General features: G+C 68.7%; 20 protein-coding genes and 2 pseudogenes. 12 read left to right on the plus strand and 10 right to left on the minus strand.

Going from position 1 to position 21,603, the window contains the following annotated elements; genetic code table 11:
* The first annotated feature begins 282 nt into the window (after window positions 1-282).
* From G6N20_RS10850 to G6N20_RS10890, 9 genes are read left to right on the plus strand one after another with little or no spacing between them, the layout of a single operon-like run.
* A complete protein-coding gene (locus G6N20_RS10850) occupies window positions 283-618 on the plus strand; it encodes a hydrogenase maturation nickel metallochaperone HypA (RefSeq protein WP_083046221.1) in 336 nt (111 codons plus the stop codon).
* 12 nt (window positions 619-630) lie between these two features.
* A complete protein-coding gene (gene hypB, locus G6N20_RS10855; protein WP_083046250.1) occupies window positions 631-1,389 on the plus strand; it encodes a hydrogenase nickel incorporation protein HypB in 759 nt (252 codons plus the stop codon).
* Between the two features lie 54 nt (window positions 1,390-1,443).
* Complete coding sequence (gene hypF / locus G6N20_RS10860) at window positions 1,444-3,798, plus strand: carbamoyltransferase HypF (protein ID WP_142271854.1); 2,355 nt, start codon at window positions 1,444-1,446, stop codon at window positions 3,796-3,798.
* Entirely contained in the window at window positions 3,795-4,526 is a 732-nt protein-coding gene (locus G6N20_RS10865) for a HypC/HybG/HupF family hydrogenase formation chaperone (protein ID WP_083046220.1), read from the plus strand. Before hypF ends, G6N20_RS10865 begins: the two co-directional genes overlap by 4 nt.
* Entirely contained in the window at window positions 4,523-5,185 is a 663-nt protein-coding gene (locus G6N20_RS10870) for a D-sedoheptulose-7-phosphate isomerase (protein WP_083046219.1), read from the plus strand. The genes G6N20_RS10865 and G6N20_RS10870 overlap by 4 nt, the downstream gene beginning before the upstream one ends.
* On the plus strand, window positions 5,182-6,294 hold the full coding sequence (hypE, locus tag G6N20_RS10875) for a hydrogenase expression/formation protein HypE (protein WP_083046218.1): 1,113 nt from the start codon (window positions 5,182-5,184) through the stop codon (window positions 6,292-6,294). The genes G6N20_RS10870 and hypE overlap by 4 nt, the downstream gene beginning before the upstream one ends.
* Before the next feature lie 11 nt (window positions 6,295-6,305).
* Window positions 6,306-6,578: a HypC/HybG/HupF family hydrogenase formation chaperone gene (locus G6N20_RS10880; protein WP_083046217.1), complete on the plus strand. Its 273-nt coding sequence runs from the start codon at window positions 6,306-6,308 to the stop codon at window positions 6,576-6,578.
* 6 nt (window positions 6,579-6,584) lie between these two features.
* On the plus strand, window positions 6,585-7,718 hold the full coding sequence (gene hypD / locus G6N20_RS10885) for a hydrogenase formation protein HypD (protein WP_083046216.1): 1,134 nt from the start codon (window positions 6,585-6,587) through the stop codon (window positions 7,716-7,718).
* Window positions 7,719-7,746: 28 nt separating this feature from the next.
* Window positions 7,747-8,865: an alkaline phosphatase family protein gene (locus G6N20_RS10890; protein WP_083046215.1), complete on the plus strand. Its 1,119-nt coding sequence runs from the start codon at window positions 7,747-7,749 to the stop codon at window positions 8,863-8,865.
* 71 nt (window positions 8,866-8,936) lie between these two features.
* On the opposite strand, the gene G6N20_RS10895 is transcribed toward G6N20_RS10890, so the two are convergent.
* The 6 genes from G6N20_RS10895 to G6N20_RS10920 form a co-directional block, all read right to left on the minus strand.
* Complete coding sequence (locus G6N20_RS10895) at window positions 8,937-9,719, minus strand: 3-oxoacyl-ACP reductase (RefSeq protein WP_083046214.1); 783 nt, start codon at window positions 9,717-9,719, stop codon at window positions 8,937-8,939.
* Window positions 9,719-11,086 carry an aldehyde dehydrogenase family protein gene (locus tag G6N20_RS10900; protein ID WP_083046213.1) on the minus strand — a complete coding sequence of 456 codons (1,368 nt, stop codon included), beginning with the start codon at window positions 11,084-11,086 and terminating at the stop codon, window positions 9,719-9,721. Before G6N20_RS10900 ends, G6N20_RS10895 begins: the two co-directional genes overlap by 1 nt.
* 4 nt (window positions 11,087-11,090) lie before the next feature.
* Window positions 11,091-11,828, minus strand: a complete 738-nt coding sequence (locus G6N20_RS10905) for a gamma-glutamyl-gamma-aminobutyrate hydrolase family protein (RefSeq protein WP_083046212.1) — start codon at window positions 11,826-11,828, stop codon at window positions 11,091-11,093.
* On the minus strand, window positions 11,809-13,197 hold the full coding sequence (locus G6N20_RS10910; RefSeq protein ID WP_083046211.1) for a glutamine synthetase family protein: 1,389 nt from the start codon (window positions 13,195-13,197) through the stop codon (window positions 11,809-11,811). The genes G6N20_RS10905 and G6N20_RS10910 overlap by 20 nt, the downstream gene beginning before the upstream one ends.
* A 318-nt stretch (window positions 13,198-13,515) precedes the next feature.
* Window positions 13,516-14,373: a type I methionyl aminopeptidase gene (gene map, locus G6N20_RS10915; RefSeq protein WP_083046210.1), complete on the minus strand. Its 858-nt coding sequence runs from the start codon at window positions 14,371-14,373 to the stop codon at window positions 13,516-13,518.
* A gap of 38 nt (window positions 14,374-14,411) precedes the next feature.
* A complete protein-coding gene (locus tag G6N20_RS10920) occupies window positions 14,412-14,999 on the minus strand; it encodes a DUF1707 SHOCT-like domain-containing protein (RefSeq protein WP_083046248.1) in 588 nt (195 codons plus the stop codon).
* 338 nt (window positions 15,000-15,337) lie between these two features.
* On the opposite strand from G6N20_RS10920, the pseudogene G6N20_RS10925 reads away from it, so the two are divergent.
* Both G6N20_RS10925 and G6N20_RS10930 read left to right on the plus strand, forming a co-directional pair.
* A pseudogene (locus tag G6N20_RS10925) lies at window positions 15,338-15,448 on the plus strand (antitoxin); the annotation flags it as partial.
* A complete protein-coding gene (locus G6N20_RS10930; RefSeq protein WP_083046208.1) occupies window positions 15,445-15,825 on the plus strand; it encodes a type II toxin-antitoxin system VapC family toxin in 381 nt (126 codons plus the stop codon). The pseudogene G6N20_RS10925 and the gene G6N20_RS10930, both read left to right, overlap by 4 nt.
* Window positions 15,826-15,926: 101 nt before the next feature.
* Here G6N20_RS10930 and G6N20_RS10935 read toward each other — a convergent pair whose 3' ends face one another.
* Window positions 15,927-17,744, minus strand: coding sequence for a penicillin-binding transpeptidase domain-containing protein (locus tag G6N20_RS10935; protein WP_083046207.1), 1,818 nt, complete (start codon window positions 17,742-17,744; stop codon window positions 15,927-15,929).
* A 114-nt stretch (window positions 17,745-17,858) separates the two neighbouring features.
* Here G6N20_RS10935 and G6N20_RS10940 point away from each other — a divergent pair.
* Window positions 17,859-18,003, plus strand: a pseudogene (locus G6N20_RS10940) (type II toxin-antitoxin system RelE family toxin); the annotation flags it as partial.
* A gap of 196 nt (window positions 18,004-18,199) precedes the next feature.
* Here the strand turns inward: G6N20_RS10940 and G6N20_RS10945 are convergent.
* The 3 genes from G6N20_RS10945 to G6N20_RS10955 form a co-directional block, all read right to left on the minus strand.
* Window positions 18,200-19,054 carry a GNAT family N-acetyltransferase gene (locus tag G6N20_RS10945; protein ID WP_083046206.1) on the minus strand — a complete coding sequence of 285 codons (855 nt, stop codon included), beginning with the start codon at window positions 19,052-19,054 and terminating at the stop codon, window positions 18,200-18,202.
* A 45-nt stretch (window positions 19,055-19,099) separates the two neighbouring features.
* On the minus strand, window positions 19,100-20,272 hold the full coding sequence (gene ispG, locus G6N20_RS10950) for a flavodoxin-dependent (E)-4-hydroxy-3-methylbut-2-enyl-diphosphate synthase (protein ID WP_083046247.1): 1,173 nt from the start codon (window positions 20,270-20,272) through the stop codon (window positions 19,100-19,102).
* A gap of 106 nt (window positions 20,273-20,378) precedes the next feature.
* Entirely contained in the window at window positions 20,379-21,590 is a 1,212-nt protein-coding gene (locus G6N20_RS10955) for a M50 family metallopeptidase (RefSeq protein WP_083046205.1), read from the minus strand.
* Window positions 21,591-21,603: the final 13 nt, after the last annotated feature.

Below are 21,603 nucleotides of genomic sequence, written 5' to 3' on the forward strand. Positions count from 1 at the left end.
GGCAGGCGCCGCAGAGGCGCTGTGAGCGCCGCGGGCGGGTCGAGGTGGATGCCCGGCGCTTCATGCCCCGCTGCGTGGTTGCGCGCCCGGTGTCGTTGGCGCCCCACGCCGCCTCCTTGCCCGCGGTCTTGTCCACGGCCAGGGTCATCAGCGAGGAGCGGTCAGCCGGACAGCATCGCCCGCACGGCGCCCGCGCGCAAGACGTCTCGCGCCGGGATGGCTCCGTGGCGGCTCGACGGTGTACAACAGTGCTCATGGGTCTCCCAGCGCGTTGTCCCGACGGTGCATGAGCTGTCGCTGTGCGAAGCGATCGCCGGTGTGGTCAAGACACACGCCGACGGCCGTCACGTCGACGTGGTCCGCGTCCGGGTCGGCGCGCTGCGTCAGGTGGTTCCGGAGTCGCTGGCGTTCTGTTGGACACTCGTCCGCGACTGGCAGGACATGCCCGACGCCGAGCTGGAACTCGAATGCGTCGAAGCCGAAGCGCGCTGCCGCGCGTGCGGCTATCGGTCGGAGATCACCTCGGCCTGGCCGATCCGGTGTCCCGACTGTGCCAGCGCCGACGTCGACGTGCTGCGCGGCAACGAATTCTTGGTGACGTCGTTGGACGTTTCGTGAAAGGTGTTCAGGGTGAGTAGATTTCATCGGCACGATGACGGCACGGTGCACGCCCATGAGCACGACCACGGGGATCACGACGGCTACCAGACCGGTCGCCAGCGCATCGACGTGCTCGAGGACATCTTCGCCGAAAACGACACCCGAGCCCACATCAACCGGGCGGCATTCGACGGCAACGGCATCCGCGCGCTCAACCTGATGAGCTCACCCGGATCGGGGAAGACGACGATCCTGCAGGCCACACTCGACGAGCTCGCCGGCGAGTTCGCGATCGGGGTCATCGAGGGCGACATCGCCACCGATCTGGACGCCGCCAAGCTCAGCGGTCGCGGCGCCCAGGTGTCGCTGCTCAACACCAGCAACGGGTTTGGCGGCGAATGCCACCTCGACGCGCCGATGGTCAACCGCGCGCTCCCCGGCCTGGACCTGCCAAGCCTGGACCTGGTGATCATCGAAAACGTCGGCAATCTGGTGTGCCCGGCGGAGTTCGACGTCGGCGAGCATGCCAAGGCCATGGTCTACTCCGTCACCGAGGGCGAGGACAAGCCGTTGAAATACCCGGTGATGTTTCGTGCGGTGGATGTGGTGCTGCTCAACAAGATCGACCTGGTGCCCTACCTGGACGCCGACGTCGACGCGTATATCGCCCACGTCCGCCAGGTCAACGCCACCGCGACGATCCTGCCGATCAGCGCCCGCACCGGTGCGGGCATGGCCGCCTGGTTCGGCTGGCTGCGCCGGTTCGCGCAGGGCCGGTCGGCGCCATGAGCTGCGAGGTAAGTGATCGGGATGGCCCAGCAGGCGATGGCCGGCCTTGAGGCGATGGGCGGCGGGGCCACCAACGCCGCTACGCTGCCGTCCGGCGAGGTTCGGCGGCGTTTCACCGTGACCGGTGTCGTCCAGGGGGTCGGGTTCCGCCCGTTCGTGCACCGCGTCGCCAGTCAGCTGGGGCTGGCCGGATTCGTCGGCAACGATTCCGGCGCGGTCTTCCTCGAGGTACAAGGCGACCGCGCCCGGGTGGACGAGTTCGCCCGACGGCTGCGCGCCGAGGCGCCGCCGCTGGCGAGGATCGACGCCGTGCACAGTGTCGCTACCGCGGCGCAGGCCGCGCGCGCACGCCAGTTCCGGATCGTCGCCAGTCACACCGCGCCCGGTGCGACCACCCCGATTCCGCCCGACATCGCGACATGCGACGACTGCGTCGCCGAGCTGTTCGACCCGCGCGACCGGCGGTACCGCCACCCGTTCGTGACCTGCACCAACTGCGGCCCGCGGTTCACCATCATCCGCGCGCTGCCCTATGACCGTCAGGCCACCACCATGTCGGCCTTCCCCATGTGCGGGCGCTGCGCCGCCGAGTACCACGATCCGGCCGACCGCCGATTCCACGCCCAGCCGATCGCCTGCCCGGACTGCGGGCCGTCGCTGTGGTTTCGGTCGGCAGCCGGGCGGGTCGACGGATCCGATGCCGCGCTGGCGGCCGCCCAGCGGGCGCTGGCGACCGGCGCGGTGGTGGCGATCAAGGGGATCGGCGGCTACCACCTGGCCTGCGCCGTCGACGACGACGCGGTGGTCACCGCGCTGCGGACGCGAAAGGCGCGCGGCGCCAAGCCTTTCGCCGTGCTGGTTGCTGACCTCGACGTCGCACGCCGGTACGTCCACGTCGACGATGCCGAGGCCGCGGTGTTGGCCGGTCCGGCCCGGCCCATCGTGCTGCTGCGCCGACGGCCCGATGCGCCGGTCGCCGAGTCGGTTGCGCCCGGCAGCCCGCTGCTGGGGCTGATGCTGCCGTACTCCCCCGTTCACCACCTGTTGCTGGCCCCGGTGCCCGGCGCCGACCGGCGGGTTCCCCAGGCGTTGGTGCTGACCAGCGCCAACCGGTCCGACGAGCCCATCTGCTTCACCGCCGACGATGCCGCCAAACGACTTGCGGCGCTGTGCGATGCCGTCCTCGACCACGACCGCCCGATTCACGTGCCCTGTGACGACTCGGTGGTGCGGGCGATCGACGGCCGACAGCTGCCGATCCGCCGGTCCCGCGGGTATGCGCCGCTGCCGGTGGACTTGGGGCTTGCGGGGCCGACCGCCCCCGCCGTGCTGGCCGTGGGTGGGGAGCTGAAGAACACGATCTGCCTCACCGACGGTTCACGCGCGTACCTGTCCGGGCACATCGGCGACCTGGCCAGCTGGGAGGCGCTGCGCGCGTTCGAGCGGGCGGTGGGCCAGCTCAGCGAAATACGGGGCGAGCCGGTGCGGTTGGCCGCAGATCGCCATCCGGGGTATCACACCCGCAGTTGGGCGGAGCGTCATGCCGGCGATCGCCCGCTGGATCTGGTTCAGCACCACCACGCGCACGTGGTGTCGCTGCTGGCCGAGCACGGTCGCATCGGTGAACCGGTTGTCGGCGTCTCGTTCGACGGCACCGGCTACGGCTGCGACGAGACGATCTGGGGCGGTGAGATTCTCGTGCTCGGCCGCGACAGTCACCGGTTCGTGCGGGCGGGGCATCTGCTGCCGCTCGCGCTGCCCGGCGGGGACGCCGCGGTGCGCAATCCGTGGCGAATGGCGCTGTCTGCGCTGTGGACGGCCGGCGTCGACTGGACCCCGGATCTGGCGCCGGTCACCGCGGCCAGTGCCGACGAATTGCGGGTTATCCGTTCGCAATTGAAGAGTGGCGCCGGCTGCGTGCCGTGTTCGAGCGTGGGCCGGCTGTTCGACGCGGTCGCCTCCCTGCTGGGGGTGCGGCACCGCATCGACTACGAGGGCCAGGCCGCCATCGAACTCGAGGCCCTGGCCGAATCCGCCCCGGCCGCACCCGAGCCGCTGCCTCTCCCGGTGCGCGCCGGCGGGATCATCGACGCGGCCCCAATGATCGCGGCGATGGTGTCGGCGCTGCGGGCCGGTGCGCAACCGGCGGTGCTGGCGGCGGCCTTTCACCACGCCGTCGCGCTCGCCGTCACCGAGGTGGTTTGCCAGGTGGCCGGCCCGGTGCGGCTGGTGGGGCTTACCGGCGGGGTGTTCCAGAACGCGGTGTTGCTGCGCGAATGCCGGACCAGGTTGCAGCTGACGGGGTTTGAGGTGCTGACCCACCACATCGTGCCACCCAACGACGGCGGGCTGGCGCTGGGTCAGGCCGCGATCTCCGTGCTGACCGCGCTGCAGGAGGCACCACGGTGACACATCCCACCGCGACCGATCGCGGACTGGGTGCCGAGCTGACCGGCGATCTGGCCCGCGATCTCGCCTCCGCCGCGTTCACGCTGGCCAAGCGGTTCGCCGCGGGCGCCACCCTGTGGTCCCTCGCGCCGTCGTGGGAACCGCACGCCCAGCACATCGCGGTCGAGTTCGTGCATCCGGTGATTGTGGGCACCCGCGCGCTGCCCGCGGTCGCGCTGACCGGACCCGACCTGGTGGATCGGGTGCGCGTTTCGGTGCGGCCCGGCGACGTCGTGGTAGCGGTTTCCGGCGCCGACCATCCCGAGGTGCGCGCGGTGATGCGCCGCGGCCCGGCCTGGGGCGTCAGCACGCTTTGGATCGGCAGCGGTGAACGGCCCGGCGCGGGCCTGGCCGATCACGTGCTGTGGCTGGACGACCCCGATCCGCGGGCGCCCGCCGCCGGCGGGTTCGTGCTGTTCTATCACCTGTTGTGGGAGCTGACCCACGTGTGTTTCGAGCACCCCGGGCTGCTGCGGCCCACGTGCGTCGACGAGGTGTGTGTCACCTGCGGCGACGACGGCCGGCCGGGCGAAGTGGTCACCGCCGCGACCGACGGGCTGGCCGCGGTGCGCACCGCGCGGGGCATGGAGAACGTGGTGACGACGCTGGTCGGCCCGGTCACGGCCGGGGATCTGGTGCTGGTGCACGCCGGCACGGCGATCGCCCGCCTGGACGAGGAGGACACGTGACGCACGACGAGCCGACCAACTTTCTGTACCCGTTCCTCGACGCCCGGGAGGCAGACCCCGAATCGCTGCTGGCCGATTTGTCCGCGTCCGCGCAGGCCAAAGCGGCCGAAAGCCTGATGCTGCGGCGCGCCACGCTGGCAGCCAACGCCGAGCCGCTGGATCGGGCCGCCACCGAGATGGCGCGCCGATTCGCTTCGGGGGCAAGAATGTTCACCTTCGGAAACGGCGGCAGCTGCACCGATTGCACGACCTTGGCGCAGCTGTTCGCGCGGCCGCCGATCGGTAGGCCCCTGCCGGCGTGGTCGTTGACCGCCGACCCGGCGATCCTGACCGCGCTGGGCAACGACGTCGGCTTCGAGCTGGTGTTCGCCCGCCAGCTGATCGCCCGCGCCCAGGCCGGCGACATCGCGATCGCCATGTCGACCAGCGGCAGTTCGCCCAACCTGCTGGCCGCGCTGGCCGAGGCGAGCCGGCGTGGTCTCTACACCATCGGATTCGCCGGATACGACGGCGGCGCATTCGCCAACAACCCGAACGTGGACGCCTGCTTGGTCGTTCGTTCCCAAAGCGTGCACCGGATTCAGGAATCGCAAGCGCTGCTGGGATATCGGCTGTGGTTGTTGGTGCACGAACGCGGCGACCGAGGCAGGGCGGCATGAGCACGTCGGCCGGCGACCACCTGCGGTCCGGGCCGCGGTTGACCGAAGGCGAGGTGATCGAGCGCATCGAGTCGTTCCGTCGGCGCCGGCCCCGGTTGCGCGACGACCACATCACCCTGGCGCATGGGGCCGGCGGTAAAGCCTCGGCGGCCTTGGTCGACGCGGTGTTCCTGGAGGCGTTTTGCAACCCGATGCTGGAGTCGCTCGGTGATGGCGCGGTCCTGGGCCTGCCCGGTGGCGAGCGGATCGCACTGTCCACCGATTCTTTTGTGGTGGCGCCCAGACGTTTTCCCGGCGGTTCGATCGGCACCCTCGCCGTGCACGGCACCTGCAACGACCTGGCGATGACCGGCGCGGTGCCGTGTTGGCTCTCGGCGGCGTTCGTGCTCGAAGAGGGCTTCCCGATCGCCGAGCTGCGCGAGATCGTCGCCGACATGGCCGCCGCGGCCGCCGCCGCCGGTGTGCAGATCGTCACCGGCGACACCAAGGTGGTGCCCAAGGGTGCGGCCGACGGCATGTTCGTCGCCACCGCCGGCGTCGGCGTCATTCCCGCCGGGCGTCAGCTGTCGGCCGAATCGGTGCGCGCCGGCGACCGGGTGCTGCTGTCGGGGTCGATGGGCGACCACGGCATGGCGGTCATGCTCGCCCGCGGCGACCTGGCCATCGAGGCCGACATCGCTTCGGACACCGCATCGGTCAGCCCGCTGGTGGAGCGGCTGATGACGGCCGCCCCATCCACCCGCTGGCTGCGCGACGCGACCCGCGGCGGGGTGGGCACCGTCTGCAACGAACTGGCCCGGGCCTGCGGTCTTGGCGTGCTGCTCGAGGAGGCCCGACTTCCGGTGCGGCCGACGGTCAACGGTGCGTGTGAGTTGCTCGGCATCGATCCCCTCTACGTCGCCAACGAGGGCAAGTTCGTCGCCGTCGTCGCGCCGGAGCAGGCCGAGGCCGGGCTGGCCGCGCTGCGCTCGCATCCGCTGGGCGCCGATGCGGCCGTGATCGGGGAAATCGTGGCCGAGCCGGCCGAAAGCGTCGCGTTGCGAACCGGATTCGGCGGTACCCGGATCGTCGACATGCTGGTCGGCGACCCGCTGCCGCGAATCTGCTGAGGGGAGGTGCCATGTGCCTTGGGATTCCGGGGCGGATCGTCGAGATCGCCGATTCGGCAAACTATTTGGCGAGGGTTGACGTCAGCGGTGTGCGGCGGGCCATCAGCGTGCGGCTGCTGGAAGACGACATGCCCGAACCGGGCGACTGGGTGCTGATCCACGTCGGCTTCGCGATGGCCAAGATCGACGAAACCGAAGCGTTGCTCACCTTGGCCGCGATCAAACAGCTCGGCGACGCGTATTCCACCGAGATGCGGGCCTTCGATTCATCTGAAATAACTTGATGTGCAATGAAATTCGTTGACGAATTCCGCGATCCGACGGCCGCCCGCAAACTGCTGGCAGCCATCGAACACATGGCCGGCGAGGGTGAACACGTCAAGTTCATGGAGGTGTGCGGCGGGCACACCCACACCATTTACCGGCACGGCATCGAACGGCTGCTGCCCGGCAACGTCGAACTGGTGCACGGACCGGGTTGTCCGGTGTGCGTGATCCCGATGGGCCGCATCGACGACGCCATGTGGCTGGCCGGCCAACCCGGCGTGATCTTCACCTGCTTCGGCGACATGATGCGGGTGCCCGGGTCCGCGGGCAGCTTGCTGGACGCCAAGGCCCGCGGCGCCGACGTGCGGTTCGTGTATTCCCCGCTGGACGCGCTCAAGCTCGCGCTCGACAATCCCGGCAGGCAGGTGGTGTTCTTCGCCGTCGGTTTCGAGACCACGGCACCGTCGACCGCGGTGACGCTGGTGCGGGCACGCGATCTGGGCTTGTCCAATTTCAGCGTGTTCTGCAACCACGTCACGATCGTGCCGCCGATCAGGGCCATCCTGGAATCACCGGACCTGCGACTGTCGGGTTTCATCGGTCCCGGGCACGTGTCCACCGTGGTGGGCATCCGACCGTACCGGTTTGTGTCCGAGGTGTACCGGAAACCGTTGGTGGTGTCCGGATTCGAGCCGTTGGACATCCTGGCGGCGGTGGCCATGCTGCTGCGTCAGATCCGCGAGGGCCGGTGCGAAGTGGAAAATCAGTACACGCGGGTGGTGCCCGAGCGGGGAAACCCGGCAGCCCTGGCGTTGATGGGCACGGTGTTCGCGTTACGCCCGCACTTCGAGTGGCGCGGGCTGGGGTTCATCGCGCACAGTGCGCTGCGGTTGCATGAAGACTTCGCGGACTTCGACGCCGAACGACGGTTCGCCATGCCCGGCGTGCGGGTGGCCGACCCCAAGGCGTGTCAATGCGGTGAAGTGCTCAAGGGGGTGCTCAAGCCTTGGGAGTGCAAGGTTTTCGGCACCGCATGCACCCCGGAGACTCCGATCGGGACGTGCATGGTGTCCCCGGAGGGGGCGTGCGCGGCCTACTACAACTTCGGCCGCGTGCACCGGCCGGTGGCGCGCTCCGGTCGACCAGCCGACGGCTGAACCAGACTCGGCTGCCAGACTGGCCGTCATGCCCGGCTCGATCTGCGATGTGCTGCCCGCGGCGGCCGCGCTGCTCGAGGTCCCGGGCGCGGTCGACCGGCTCGCGCTGGCGGATTGGGTGGGCGACGTTGATCGGATCGCGGTGGTGCTCGTCGACGGGATGGGCTGGCACCTGTTACCGGAATTGGCCGACGATGCGCCGCTGCTCGCCTCCGTCGTGACCGGTGACGCCGGGCGGCTCAGGCAGCTGGTCTGCACCTTCCCGTCCACCACACCGACCAGCCTGGTGTCGTTGGGCACCGGCGCCACACCCGGCGAGCACGGCATTCTGGGCTTCACGGTCAACATCCCCGGCACCAACCGGGTGCTCAACCACATCCGGTGGCGCGACGACCCACCGCAGGCCCAATGGCAGCCGCTGCCAACCTGGTTCGAGCGGCTGACGCACACCGGGGTCAGCGCGCGCGCCGTGTTGCCGGCATGGTTCATCGGCAGCGGGTTGACCGCCGCCGCCTATCGGGGCGCGCAGTTTCACCCGACGCGCAGGGGCGAGGACTACGCCCAGCGGCTGGCCGACGAGCTGGCCGCGGCGCCCGGACTGGTCTTTGGCTACATCGCCGACCTGGACACCGCGGCCCACGTGTTCGGTATCGGGTCGTGCCAGTGGCACGCCGCGGCAACGGTTGTCGACACCCTGCTGACCCGGCTGGTCGAGGGGCTGGCGCGGTCGGCGGCGCTGCTGATCACCGCCGATCACGGCGGCCTCAATGTCCCCGACGACGCGCGCGTCGACCTCGACGCCGACCCGCGGCTGACGGCAGGGGTACGCGTGGTCGCCGGCGAGCCGAGGGTGCGCTACCTGCACACCGAGCCGGGCGCCGCCTCCGACGTGCTGGCCACCTGGCGGGAAGTGCTTGGCGGCCGGGCCAACGTGTGCGGTCGCGAGCAGGCCGTGGCCACCGGCGTGTTCGGGCCAGTGCACCCGCGACACCTGCCCCGGATCGGTGACGTCGTCGTCACCTGCACCACCGCGACGGCGGTGCTGGCAACCGGCCACGAGCCTCCGGAAACGGCTCGCCTCATCGGTTTTCACGGCGGGGCCACCGACGCCGAGATGGCCATCCCGTTGATCGTCTTCCGGGGCTGACGGCGATTCGACTGTGAAATGCACGACGCGACACGCCGGGAACGCGTCGCGCAGTTCACAATCGCGGCAAGCTACAGCGGGGTCACGTAGGCCGAGCTGATGCCGCCGTCGACCAGGAACGTCGATGCGGTGATATACGATGCATCATCGCTGGCTAAAAACGCTACCGCGGCGGCGATTTCGTCGGGTTCGGCGAACCGGCCCAACGGCACGTGCACCATTCGGCGCGCGGCCCGCTCGGGATCCTTGGCGAAAAGCTCTTGCAGCAGTGGGGTGTTGACCGGCCCCGGGCATAGCGCGTTGACCCGGATGCCCTGACGGGCGAACTGCACACCCAGTTCGCGCGACATGGCCACTACCCCGCCCTTGGAGGCAGTGTAGGAGATCTGGGAGGTCGCCGAACCCATGACCGCCACGAACGACGCGGTGTTGATGATCGAACCCTTGCCGGCGGGCACCATGTGCCGCAGCGCCGCCCGGCAGCACAGGAACACCGACTTCAGGTTGACGTCTTGGACCCGCTGCCACGCCGCAAGCTCGGTGTGTTCGATCAGGTCGTCGTCGGGCGGGGAGATCCCGGCGTTGTTGAACGCAATGTCGACCGAGCCGCAGGTCTTCGCCGCGGTGTCGAACAGCGCGTTGACCGCGTTTTCGTCGGAAACATCCACGGGCACAAACAAACCGGACAGCTCTTCGGCGGCCGCCGCGCCGGCCTCGTCGTCGATGTCGGCGACGACGATCCGCGCGCCCTCGGCGCGCATCCGCCGGGCCGCGGCCAGGCCGATGCCGCTGCCGCCGCCGGTGATGACCGCCACCCGGCCCGCCAGCCGTCGGGTGAGATCGACCGCAGCCACTAGCCCTCCTCCGAGATGGCGATGAACACGTTCTTGGTTTCGGTAAATTGCAGCGGCGCGCCCGGCCCGAGCTCGCGACCCAGGCCCGACTGCTTGAACCCGCCGAACGGGGTGTGGTAGCGCACCGACGAATGCGAATTCACCGAAAGATTGCCGGACTCGACCGCCCGGGACACCCGCAGCGCGCGGGACAAATCGTCGGTCCAGATCGATCCGGACAGCCCGTAGGGGGTGTCGTTGGCCAACGCGATGGCGTCCGCCTCGTCGTCGAACGGCAGCACCGTGACCACCGGACCGAAGATCTCCTCGGTAACGGTTCGGTCGGTGCGCTTTGGAGTGAGAACCGTTGGAGGAAACCAGAATCCACGTCCAGACGGTGCGGTGCCGCGAAACGCGACGGGGGCGTCGTCGGGCACGTATGAGGCCACCTTGTCACGGTGAGCGGCCGATATCAGCGGACCCATCTCGGTGTCGCGGGATCGCGGGTCCCCGACGACGACGCCGCGAACCGCAGGTTCGAGCAGCTCCATGAACCGGTGGTAGACGCTGCGCTGCACCAGGATCCGGCTGCGGGCACAACAGTCCTGCCCGGCGTTGTCGAACACCCCGGCCGGCGCGGTGGCCGCCGCTCGTTCCAGGTCGCAGTCCTCGAAGATGATGTTTGCGCTTTTGCCGCCGAGCTCCAGCGTCACCCGTTTGACCTGGGCCGCCGCACCGGCCATCACCCGCTTACCGACCTGGGTGGACCCGGTGAACACGATCTTGCCGACGTCCGGATGGCTGACGAGGCGTTCGCCGACCACCGAGCCCCGTCCCGGCAGCACCTGCAGCAGGTCCTCGTCCAGACCGGCCTGCGCGGCCAGCTCACCCAGCCGGATCGTGGTGAGCGGCGTCGGTTCGGCGGGTTTGACCAGCACCGCGTTGCCGGCGGCCAGCGCGGGCGCGATCCCCCAGGACGCGATCACCATCGGGAAATTCCACGGCGCGATCACCCCGACCACACCGATCGGTTCGTGGAAGGTGACGTCGAGCCCACCGGCGACGGGAATCTGTTTGCCGGACAAGCGTTCCGGGCTGGCGGCGTAGAACGTCAACACGTCGCGGACATGGCCGGCTTCCCACTCGGCGGACGCGATCGGGTGTCCGCAGTTGGCGACCTCGAGCGCGGCCAGCTCATCGATGTGGGCTTCCACAGCGGCGGCGAACGCCCGCAGTGCGGCCGCCCGCCGCGCCGGCGCCAGCCGTGCCCAGCGGCGCTGGGCCGCCCGCGCACGCGGTACCGCGTCGTCCACGGCGGCGGCATCGACCTGCTCCACCGACCGCAGCAGCTCCTCGGTCGCCGGGTTGATCACCTGCACGGTGCCCATGGCATCACCTGCCCGCGTACGACCGGGCGGCGTCCACCACCGCCGCGAACAGCCGCAGATCGTCCAACGTCTCCTCCGGGTGCCACTGCACGGCAATCACGAAGTTCTCCCCGGGCAGCTCCAGCGCCTCGGCAACGCCGTCGCCGTCCCACGCGCTGACCACCAGGGGATCGCCGACATCGGCGATCGCCTGATGGTGGTAGCAGCGAACCTCGGCGGACTCCCCGATCAGCGCGGCCAGCCGGGTCCCCGGCACCGTGCGCACCGGCAACGAGCTGAACACCGCGTTGCCTGCCCGATGTCCGTCGTGGCCCAGCACATCCGGCAAGTGCTGGTGCAGCGTCCCGCCGCATGCGACGTTGAGCAGCTGCGCGCCGCGGCAGATGCCCAGCACCGGCAGCCCCCGTTGCAACGCCCCCCGCAGCAGCGCGAACTCCCAGGCGTCGCGGACGACGCCCGGCCGGTCGGTTTCCGGATGCGGCTGCTGGCCATAACGGGCAGGGTCGACGTCCTTGCCCCCGGTGATCACCAGGCCGTCCAGGCGGTCGAGCACCCTGCCGGCAGCGTCGGGGCTCACCTGCTGCGGCGGCAGCAGCACCGCGATACCGCCGGCCATGGTGACACCCTGGACGTACTGGGCGGGCAGGAAGCTCGCCGACACGTCCCACACCCCGGTCTGCGCGCGGTCCAGGTAGGTGGTCAGGCCCACGATCGGCCCCGATCTAGAGGCGTTCAAAGCCACGCATCCTTTCCCAATCGGTCACCGCCGCGTTGAACGCCGCCACCTCGACCCGGGCGTTGTTCAGGTAATGCGCGACGACATCGTCACCAAACGCTTCGCGCGCCAACGCCGATTCCCCAAATAGCGCGGCTGCCTCGGCTAGTGTGGTGGGCAACCGTTGCACGTCAGCGGCTCGATATGCGTTGCCGGCATAAGGATTCGGAAGCTGCAGACCTCGTTCGATGCCGTACAGTCCGCCGGCGATCATGGCCGCCACCGCAAGGTACTGGTTGACGTCGCCACCGGCGACCCGGCATTCGACCCGGATGCTGCGGCCGCGGCCGACCACCCGAAGCGCGCAGGTTCGATTGTCCAATCCCCATACCAGCGCGGTAGGCGCGAAGCTGCCGTCAGCAAATCGCTTGTAGGAGTTGATGTTCGGCGCAAAGAATAGGGTGAACTCGCGCAACGTGGCCAACTGGCCGGCGAGGAAGCTGCAAAACGTCGAGGACATGCCGTGCGGGTGCCCGCTGTCGGCGAACACCGCGGAGCCATCACTGGCACGCAGCGACAGGTGAACATGACAGCTGTTACCTTCGCGCTCATCGTATTTCGCCATGAATGTCAGGCTCTTGCCGTGCTGGTCGGCGATTTCCTTGGCACCGTTTTTGTAGATGGCGTGGTTGTCGCAGGTGACCATCGCGTCGCCGTACCGAAATCCAATCTCCTGCTGACCCCGGTTGCATTCGCCCTTGACGGCCTCGAACCGCAGACCCGCTCCCTCCATGCCCAGCCGGATGTCGCGCAACAGCGGTTCCATCCTCGACGACGCCAGGATCGCGTAGTCGATGTTGTAGTCGCTGGCCGGCGTCAGATCCCGATAGCGGCTTGCCCACGCCTGGCGATAGGGCTCGTCGAACACCAGGAACTCCAGCTCGGTGGCGACGTCGGCGGCCAGTCCGCGCTCGTGGAGCCGGTCAAGCTGGCGACGCAGGATGGCGCGCGGCGCGACGGTGACCGCGCTGCCGTCGGCCCAACCCAGGTCGGCCAGCACCAGCGCGGTGCCCGGCAGCCAGGGAATGCGTCGCAGGGTGCCCAGGTCCGGCATCATCACCATGTCGCCGTAGCCGGTGTCCCAACTCGACATCACATAACCGGGCACCGTGTTCAGGTCGGCATCGACGGCCAGCAAATAGCTGCAGCATTCGGCGCCGTGGCCGGCCACCTCGTCGACGAAGAATCGGCCCGACACCCGTTTGCCGGCCAGCCGACCCTGCATGTCGGTGAACGCCACGATGACGGTGTCGACATCGCCGGCGACGACCAGCCGTTCCAGCTCGGCCCACGACAACGGCGCAGACCCGGGACCGTTCGCAGCGCGTGCAGCCATGAGGGCAAGTCAACCATCCGCAACCCGACCCGCGCCGTGCCGGCCGCTGGTGCACCGCACGTTCTCGGTGGCCTGCTGCGCGGCTGACTGGTGGGCGTCGCGTCCCTCGGGCGGCTCCACGACGCGGTAATCGGCATAGACGAGTCGATGGCTGCTGCGAGCCGACCTCGAACCGGGGCCCGCCTCGACGCATCGGGGATCCATCGGGCAAGCATGCTCGCCACCGGCAGGGCACTCACCGTCCTGCGCCGAGCAGACGCAAAAGCCCCCAATTTCGCTCCGAAATGGGGGCTTTTGCGTCTGCTCGCGCGGGGTACGTCATGCCGACGTGAGGATCTCGACGCCGGTGTCGGTGACCAGCACGGTGTGTTCGAACTGCGCGGTCCACTTGCGGTCCTTGGTGACCACCGTCCAACCGTCGTCCCAGATTTCGTAGTCCAGTGTGCCCAGGTTGATCATCGGCTCGATGGTGAACGTCATGCCCGGCTGCATGATGGTGCCGACTGCGGGCTGGTCGTAATGCAAGACCACCAGCCCGTTGTGAAACGTGGTGCCGATGCCGTGACCGGTGAAGTCGCGAACCACGCTGTACCCGAACCGATTTGCATACGACTCGATGACCCGGCCAATCACCGACAGCGCGCGCCCGGGCTTGACGGCGTTAATGGCGCGCATCGTCGCCTCGCGGGTTCGCTCGACCAGCAGGCGGTGCTCTTCGGAGACGTCGCCGGCCAGGAACGTCGCGTTGGTGTCGCCGTGCACCCCGTCGAAGTAGGCCGTGACATCGATGTTGACGATGTCGCCGTCGGCGATCACCGTCGAGTCCGGGATGCCATGGCAGATGACCTCGTTGAGCGAGGTACAGCACGACTTGGGGAAGCCCTTGTAGCCCAGCGTCGATGGATACGCGCCGTGGTCGATCATGTACTCGTGCGCGACCCGGTCAAGCTCGTCGGTGGTCACCCCGGGCGCGACCGCCTTACCCGCCTCGGCCAGCGCGCCGGCCGCGATCCGGCCGGCGACGCGCATCTTCTCGATGACCTCCGGCGTCTGCACCCACGGCTCGGTGCCCTCTTGGGCCGTCGGCTTGCCGACGTATTCCGGGCGCGCGATCCATTTGGGCACCGGCAACGTCGGAGACAGCACGCCGGGGGAAAGCGCGGTACGACTAGGCATCCCGCTAGCTTAGCCGGCACCCCGGGCGACGAGCCGGGCTATCCGTTGTGGCGGCGGCGCAGCAGCGCACGACGCGGTCCCCGGATGACCACCGAGCCGAACACCACCTGACCGGTCAACACGACATGCGGCGTGCCTTCGGCCGGTGCGTCTTTGCGACGGTCGATCGCGCTGCCCACGTAGACCTCGACGTTGTCGATCGATGCGCTGGCGCCGTCGGGCAGCCGAAGGTCCAGCGATCCGAACTTCATGTCGAGCTCGATGACCACGACGGGCCCGGCAAAGCGGGCCTTGACGAGGTCGAGGTATATCGAGCCCAGCCGGCGCACCAGCGCCAGCCGGGTGGGCACAATCCACTCGCCCTGGCGCTTGAGCGAACCGGCCCAGCCGCGCAGCTCCACCCGGTCGGCCGCGGATGTGACGATCGCGCCCGGCCCGGGCAGGTCACCGACAAGACCGTCCAGCTCGGTTCGGGTGCGCGCGTAGGACACTCGCGACGAGCGTTGCTCGAACTCGTCGATGTCGATCAGCCCAAGCGCGACGGCGTTGTGTAGCCGCCGCAGGGTGCCGTTGCGATCGGCGTCCGACACCCGCAACGCCACCATGTCCCTACCGGTCTCCGTCATGGCCATTCCTGATGTTCTGCCGCCGGCGATGTTCCGCTTACCCTCGCAACCTACCGCTGCCGCTCCACGGCGCCCGGTGATTGTCGCCAGCGATGACGTCCGATGCGCACCGCCGCTGCCGGCTAGCAAACATCAGGTTACAGGCGGCCGGATCAGCGGATGCAACAAAGATCTCCGAACCCAGGGCCTTGGCGCCTGATCACGATACGATCGACCATTGTCGATGAGTTGTCGCTGACCCCGGCGAAACATCGCATGACCTCGCGATCATGACGCATTGCGAGGTGTCAGATGTCGTTTGTGATTGCAACGCCGGAGTTGGTAATGGCTGCGGCAACTTGCGCGAGTTCTTTGCTTCGCGACCCGAAGAAGCAGGATCAGAACCCGATTGGGAGGCCCATCTGCAGGTGGTAGCGGAGTCGCGCCGTCGCGGCCTCGCCGCGACATGATCTTCGTCGATACCAACGTCTTCATGTATGCGGTTGGTCGCGATCATCCACTGCGAACGCCCGCCCGTGAGTTCCTGGAGCACAGCCTGGAACACAAAGACCGCCTTGTCACGTCAGCCGAGGTCGCGCAGGAACTGCTGCACACGTATCTGCCCGTCGGCCGGATCTCGACGCTGGACTCGGCATTGACGTTGGCCCGGGAGCTGGCGGAAATCTGGCCCGTCGAGGTGGCCGACGTCGTCCACGCCCGCACACTGCACAACCGCCACCCCGGTCTCGGTGCGCGCGATCTGCTTCACCTGGCATGCTGCCAGCGTCGCGGTGTCACCCGGATCAAGACGTTCGACCCAGCACTGGCCAGCGCATTCGGATCCTGACGCGTCTGTGTGGGCGCAAGCCTCCGCATGTGTACGCCCCGCACGGCGTGTCGGCGGCAACCCGCGCGCGCTCGCGGGACGGGACGGGGTCGGAGCCCGCGCTACGCCAGATAACCCGGCGGCAGCGTTTCGAGCATCACCTTGGTCATTCGCACCGCGTATTCCGAGCTGCCGCCGCCAACGATCAACGACGCGAACGCCAGATCGCCGCGGTAACCGGCGAACCAGGAATGCGACCCTCCGGGGAACTCGGCTTCACCGGTCTTTCCGAACACCTCACCGCAACCGGCGATCTCCTTGGCGGTTCCGTTGGTCACCACTAGCCGCATCATTGGCCGCAGTGCGTCGATCGCTTTCGGGCTGATCGGTGTGCTGTCGCCCGCGACGGTCGCCGGCCGTCCGGCGATCAGCTGCGGAATCGGGGTTTTCCCGGCGGCGACCGTCGCGGCCACCAGGGCCATGCCGAACGGGCTGGCCAGCACCTTGCCCTGGCCGAAGCCGTCCTCGGTGCGCTCGGCCAAGTCCACCGTCGGCGGCACCGAACCGGTCACCGTGGTGATGCCCTCCACCTGATAGTCGAGCCCGATCCCGTAGCCGGTGGCCGCCTGCGTCAGACCCCGCGGTGGCAGCCTGCTGCTCAGTTCGGCGAACGTGGTGTTGCAGGAACTGGCGAACGCCCGCGACAACGGCACCACGCCGAGGTCGAAGCCACCGTAATTGGGGATGGTGCGATGCCCGATGTCGATGTGGCCGGGGCAGCCCAAAAGGGTATTGGGGGTTGCCATGTCGCGCTCGACAGCCGCGCCGGCGGTGATCATCTTGAAGGTCGACCCGGGCGGGAACAGCCCGGTGGTGGCGATCGGGCCGTCGGCGTTGGCGCCCGCGTTCTGCGCGATCGCCAAGATCTCCCCGGTCGACGGTTTGATCACGACGATCATCGCCTTGCCGCCGCGGGTGTCCACCGCATGCTGGGCGGCGTTCTGCACGGTCCGATCCAAGGTGATCGTGAGCGAGGGCGCCGGCGAGGGTGCGACCTCGTGCAACACGGCGACGTCGACGCCGTTCTGGTTCACACTGACCACCCGCCAGCCCGACTGGCCGTCGAGTTCGTCGATCACGGCCTTCTTCACCTCGGCCATGACGACCGGCGCGAATCGGGCATCGGTGGGCAGCAGGTCGGCCTGCGGTGTGATCACCACGCCGGGAAGCTTGCCAATCGCTTCGAAGACTCGGTTGCTGTCGTCGGCGTGCAGCGTGACCAAATCCAGCGGCTTGATCGCGGAGCTGGCTTGTTCGGCCAGCAGCTGTGGGTCATTCAGCGTGTCGTCGAAAGGCCGCAGCGCATCCACCGCCGCGCGTGCCGTGCCGATCAGGTCGGGTCCGGCCTGACTGGCGTCCAGCGCGTAGTGATACAGGTAGCCCGGCGCCAGCACATCGGTGCCGCCGCGTTCGTTCACCGAGGCGCGCCGCGGCGGATCGGCCCGCAACGCGAACGTCTGATGCTCGCCCAGTCTGGGGTGCAGCCCGGTGGTGGCCCAGCGAACCTGCCAGCGCCCCTCGTCGCGAGCCATCTTCAGCTGACCGTCGTAGCTCCAGGTCCGGTTCTTGGGCAGCCGCCAGGTGAAGCGATACGCGACCGTGCCCATGTCCTCGGCGTACTTCGAGCCAAGGACCTGTGCGTCCAGGTGGGTGGCCTGCAGCCCGGCCCAGGCCGCGTTGAGTGCTTCGCGGGCTTCGTTGGGGTCGTCGCTGAGTTGGGCGGCGGTGGCGGTGTCGCCGATGGCCAGCGCGGCGAAGAACTTTTCGGCGGCCGGGCCCGGGCCTTCGGGTCGCGGGGTGCAGGCTTGTGTCGCGGCGACGATGACGACCGCCGCCAACAGACCGGCGACCCGTGATACTGATGTGGTTCGAGTGGCCATTGAGGCCGATGTTAGGCAATCCGGCGGTCACAGAGACGGAGGCTCACCGAGACCGGACCGTGACCTGATGCGCCGACACAAACCAGAGGCGGCGCGTGACGAGGTCGAAAGGCGCGGCTGGGCAAGCCGCTGCGGCGCGACTTGACCGGCACGTTCAGCGCGCCGGGACCGTACCGCCCGCCGTAACCGGATTGACGACGAGCACACGACCGTGACGGTCCTGCGCGTCGATCACCGCGCGGACATCTCCCGCAGATAGCAGCCAACGACGGGAGGTCTGACGACGCCGGCCAACCGGACGGACGCGGGCAAGCAGATTCCCGCTCGAGCAAGCAAACGCACCCAGGCGCCGGCGCCGCGAAACGTAAACCGTGGCGACCGCTTTCGGCGTTGTCTTCACCGTGGTTAAGGTGTCGCGGCTGGCCCCGTCGTCTGCTTCGTCGGTGCGCCCGCGCTCAGTCCAGCAACACCGTTGCGAAGGTGCCGACCTCGGTGAAGCCAACCCGGGCATAGGCGGCCCGGGCGACCGTGTTGAAGCTGTTCACATACAGGCTGGCGGTGCGCCCGCTCCCGACGATCACCGCGGCCAGCGTCGCGGTGCCGGCGGTGCCCAGACCGTGGCCGCGCCACTCGGGATGAACCCAGACCCCCTGGATCTGCCCCACGGTCGGGGACTGCGATCCCACCTCCGCCTTGAAGACCACCTGGCCATGCTCGAAGCGGGCCCAGGCACGTCCGGCGCCGATCAGGCCGGCCACCCGGCGTCGGTAGCCGCGGCCGCCGTCGCCGAGCCGCGGGTCGACACCGACTTCGCCGATGAACATGTCCACGGCGGCAACCAGGTAGGCGTCCAGCTCCTCCGGCCGGACCTGACGTACCCCCGGGTCGATCGCGCAGCTCGGGTAGGTGTCCAGTGCCATCAGCGGCTGGTGGTCCCGCACGTCCCGCGCCGGACCCCAGGCCGGCTCCAGCCGTTGCCACATCGGCAACACCAGGTCGGCCCTGCCGACCAGCGACGAACACCGCCGCGATGTGCTCATCGCCTCGTCGGCGAACGCATTCAGGTCGATCAGCCCGCCGCGCAGCGGGATGAGGTTGGCCCCGGCGAAGCACAGCGACTCGTCCACGCCGCGTACCGTCCACAGTTCCCCGCCAAGCGAATTGGGCTCGAGGCCATGGTCTGCCACCCGCGCGGCGACCATGCACGATTCGACCGGGTCCTCGTCGAGGACCCGCCACACCGCGGCGGCGTCACGCACCACCGAGACCCGACGCTCGCCGACGAGGCGCATGATGGGCACAGCCGACATCCGAAGAACTCTCTGTGGTGCCAGGGCCAGTGAGTTTGGCCCCTATCAGCTTACGGTCACAATAGGCGAACCGCTCGCCGTCGCACCCGGATCGCCACCGGTTTCCGAGCCCATCTCGGCGGCCAGCCGCAGGGCCTCCTCGATCAGCGTCTCGACGATCTGCGCTTCGGGCACGGTCTTGATCACTTCGCCGCGAACGAAGATCTGGCCCTTGCCGTTGCCGGAGGCAACGCCCAGGTCGGCCTCGCGGGCTTCGCCCGGACCGTTGACGACGCACCCCATCACGGCCACCCGCAACGGCACGTCCAGACCGTCCAGGCCCGCGGTCACCTCGTTGGCCAGGGTGTACACGTCGACCTGCGCACGACCGCACGACGGGCAGGACACGATCTCCAGCGAGCGCGGTCGCAGGTTCAGTGACTCCAGAATCTGGTTGCCCACCTTGACTTCCTCGACCGGCGGGGCCGACAACGACACCCGGATGGTGTCGCCGATGCCCTTCGACAGCAGGGCTCCGAAGGCCACCGCGGACTTGATGGTGCCCTGAAACGCGGGACCGGCCTCGGTGACGCCGAGGTGCAGCGGGTAGTCGCATTGGGCGGCCAGCTGCTGGTAGGCGGTGACCATGACCACCGGGTCACTGTGCTTGACGCTGATCTTGATGTCGGAAAAGCCGTGCTCCTCGAACAGCGAGGCTTCCCACAGCGCGGACTCGACCAACGCCTCCGGCGTGGCCCTGCCGTACTTGGCCATGAACCGCTTGTCCAGCGAACCGGCGTTGACGCCGATCCGGATCGGGATTCCGGCGTCACCCGCCGCCTTGGCGACCTCGGCGACGCGGCCGTCGAACTCCTTGATGTTGCCCGGGTTGACCCGCACCGCGGCGCATCCGGCGTCGATGGCGGCGAAGATGTAGCGCGGCTGGAAGTGGATATCGGCAATCACCGGGATCTGGCTGTGCCGGGCGATCTCGGCCAACGCGTCGGCGTCCTCCTGCCGGGGGCACGCCACCCGGACGATGTCGCAGCCGGCTGCGGTCAACTCGGCGATCTGCTGCAACGTCGAGTTCACATCATGGGTTTTGGTGGTGCACATCGATTGCACCGAGATCGGATAGTCGCTGCCCACCCCGACGTTGCCGACCCTCAGCTGACGCGTGCTGCGCCGGGGGGCAAGCGCGGGCGCCGGAGGCTCCGGCATGCCCAACCCAATGGTCATGTGCGCCACTCTCCCCCACAAGCGGGTGGCACCCTCACCTCATCGCTCCGTTCTGCATCGTCGCTGGTGGGAGTCACTGCTAACCCTTCTCTCTGGCTGCCGGCTGCTACTGGAAGAGCCGGATGGGGTTGACCACATCGGCGGTGACGGTCAACAGCATGTACCCGATCACCAAAACCAACACCACGTACGTCGCGGGCATGAGTTTGAGATAGTTCACCGGCGCGGCGGCCACCTTGCCGCGAGCCGAACGGATCATGTTGCGGATCTTCTCGAAGACCGCCACGGCGATATGACCGCCGTCGAACGGCAGCAACGGCAGCAGGTTGATGGCACCCAGGATGAGATTCAACTGGGCCAAGAAGAACCAGAACGCCACCCACAGCCCGTGGTCGACGGTGTCGCCGCCGATGATGCTGGCACCCACCACGCTCATCGGCGTCTGCGGGTCACGCTGGCCGCCGCCGATCGCGTGCACCAGCGCACCCACCTTCGTCGGGATCGCCACCAGCGCCTTGCCCACCTCGACGGTCAGGTCGCTGGTGAACGCGACGGTGGCGGGGACGGCTGAGACCACTCCATAGTGCGTGGGCCCGACGCGGGCAGCGCCGACCCCGATGGCGCCGACGGTCACCGGCTCGAGCCGATCGCCCTGGGCGTTGGGGATCCAGCGCCGGGTGGACTCGATGGTGACGTTGGTGGTGATCGTGGCGCCGTCGCGCTCGACGACGATCGGAACGGTGCCATGCAGCCTGCGGATCGCGGCGGCCATCTCGTCGAACGTGGACACCGGGGTGCCGCCGACCTTGACGACGACGTCGCCCGTGCGGATTCCAGCCGCCGCCGCCGGACCGGGGCCGGTGCACTGGTCAAGTCTGCCCTGCACCGTTTCCGTTGCGACACAGCCCGTTTCACCGATGACGGCCCGGGTGGGCGGGTGCAGGTTGGGCAGCCCCCAGACCACCGCTATGGCATAGATCAGCACCAGGCAGATGACGAAGTTCATCCCGGGCCCGGCGAACAGCACCGCGACCCGCTTCCAGGTCGCCTGCTTGTACATGGCCCGCTCCCGCTCGTCGGGTGTGAGCTCTTCGACCGGGGTCATGCCGGCGATGTCGCAGAAGCCGCCCAACGGGATGCCTTTGACGCCGTATTCGGTTTCCCCGCGCCGGGTGGACCACAGCGTGGGGCCGAACCCGACGAAATAGCGCCGCACCTTCATGCCGGTGGCCCGAGCGACCCACATGTGGCCGCACTCGTGCAGGGCCACCGAGATCAGGATGGCCAGCGCAAACAGCACGATGCCGACTACGAACATGGGCCGACTACGA

Origin of the sequence: Mycobacterium shinjukuense (genome assembly GCF_010730055.1) — a bacterium.
Lineage (GTDB): Bacteria > Actinomycetota > Actinomycetes > Mycobacteriales > Mycobacteriaceae > Mycobacterium > Mycobacterium shinjukuense.

Excerpts from the sequence above, each read along its gene's own strand:
- hypF (WP_142271854.1), top strand. The coding sequence starts at position 1,444 with ATGGGCGGCGGGGCCACCAACGCCGCTACGCTGCCGTCCGGCGAGGTT.
- hypE (WP_083046218.1), top strand. The coding sequence starts at position 5,182 with ATGAGCACGTCGGCCGGCGACCACCTGCGGTCCGGGCCGCGGTTGACC.
- G6N20_RS10880 (WP_083046217.1), top strand. The coding sequence starts at position 6,306 with ATGTGCCTTGGGATTCCGGGGCGGATCGTCGAGATCGCCGATTCGGCA.
- hypD (WP_083046216.1), top strand. The coding sequence starts at position 6,585 with ATGAAATTCGTTGACGAATTCCGCGATCCGACGGCCGCCCGCAAACTG.
- G6N20_RS10890 (WP_083046215.1), top strand. The coding sequence starts at position 7,747 with ATGCCCGGCTCGATCTGCGATGTGCTGCCCGCGGCGGCCGCGCTGCTC.
- G6N20_RS10900 (WP_083046213.1), bottom strand. The coding sequence starts at position 11,086 with ATGGGCACCGTGCAGGTGATCAACCCGGCGACCGAGGAGCTGCTGCGG.
- G6N20_RS10910 (WP_083046211.1), bottom strand. The coding sequence starts at position 13,197 with ATGGCTGCACGCGCTGCGAACGGTCCCGGGTCTGCGCCGTTGTCGTGG.
- map (WP_083046210.1), bottom strand. The coding sequence starts at position 14,373 with ATGCCTAGTCGTACCGCGCTTTCCCCCGGCGTGCTGTCTCCGACGTTG.
- G6N20_RS10920 (WP_083046248.1), bottom strand. The coding sequence starts at position 14,999 with ATGACGGAGACCGGTAGGGACATGGTGGCGTTGCGGGTGTCGGACGCC.
- G6N20_RS10930 (WP_083046208.1), top strand. The coding sequence starts at position 15,445 with ATGATCTTCGTCGATACCAACGTCTTCATGTATGCGGTTGGTCGCGAT.
- G6N20_RS10935 (WP_083046207.1), bottom strand. The coding sequence starts at position 17,744 with ATGGCCACTCGAACCACATCAGTATCACGGGTCGCCGGTCTGTTGGCG.
- G6N20_RS10945 (WP_083046206.1), bottom strand. The coding sequence starts at position 19,054 with ATGTCGGCTGTGCCCATCATGCGCCTCGTCGGCGAGCGTCGGGTCTCG.
- ispG (WP_083046247.1), bottom strand. The coding sequence starts at position 20,272 with ATGACCATTGGGTTGGGCATGCCGGAGCCTCCGGCGCCCGCGCTTGCC.
- G6N20_RS10955 (WP_083046205.1), bottom strand. The coding sequence starts at position 21,590 with ATGTTCGTAGTCGGCATCGTGCTGTTTGCGCTGGCCATCCTGATCTCG.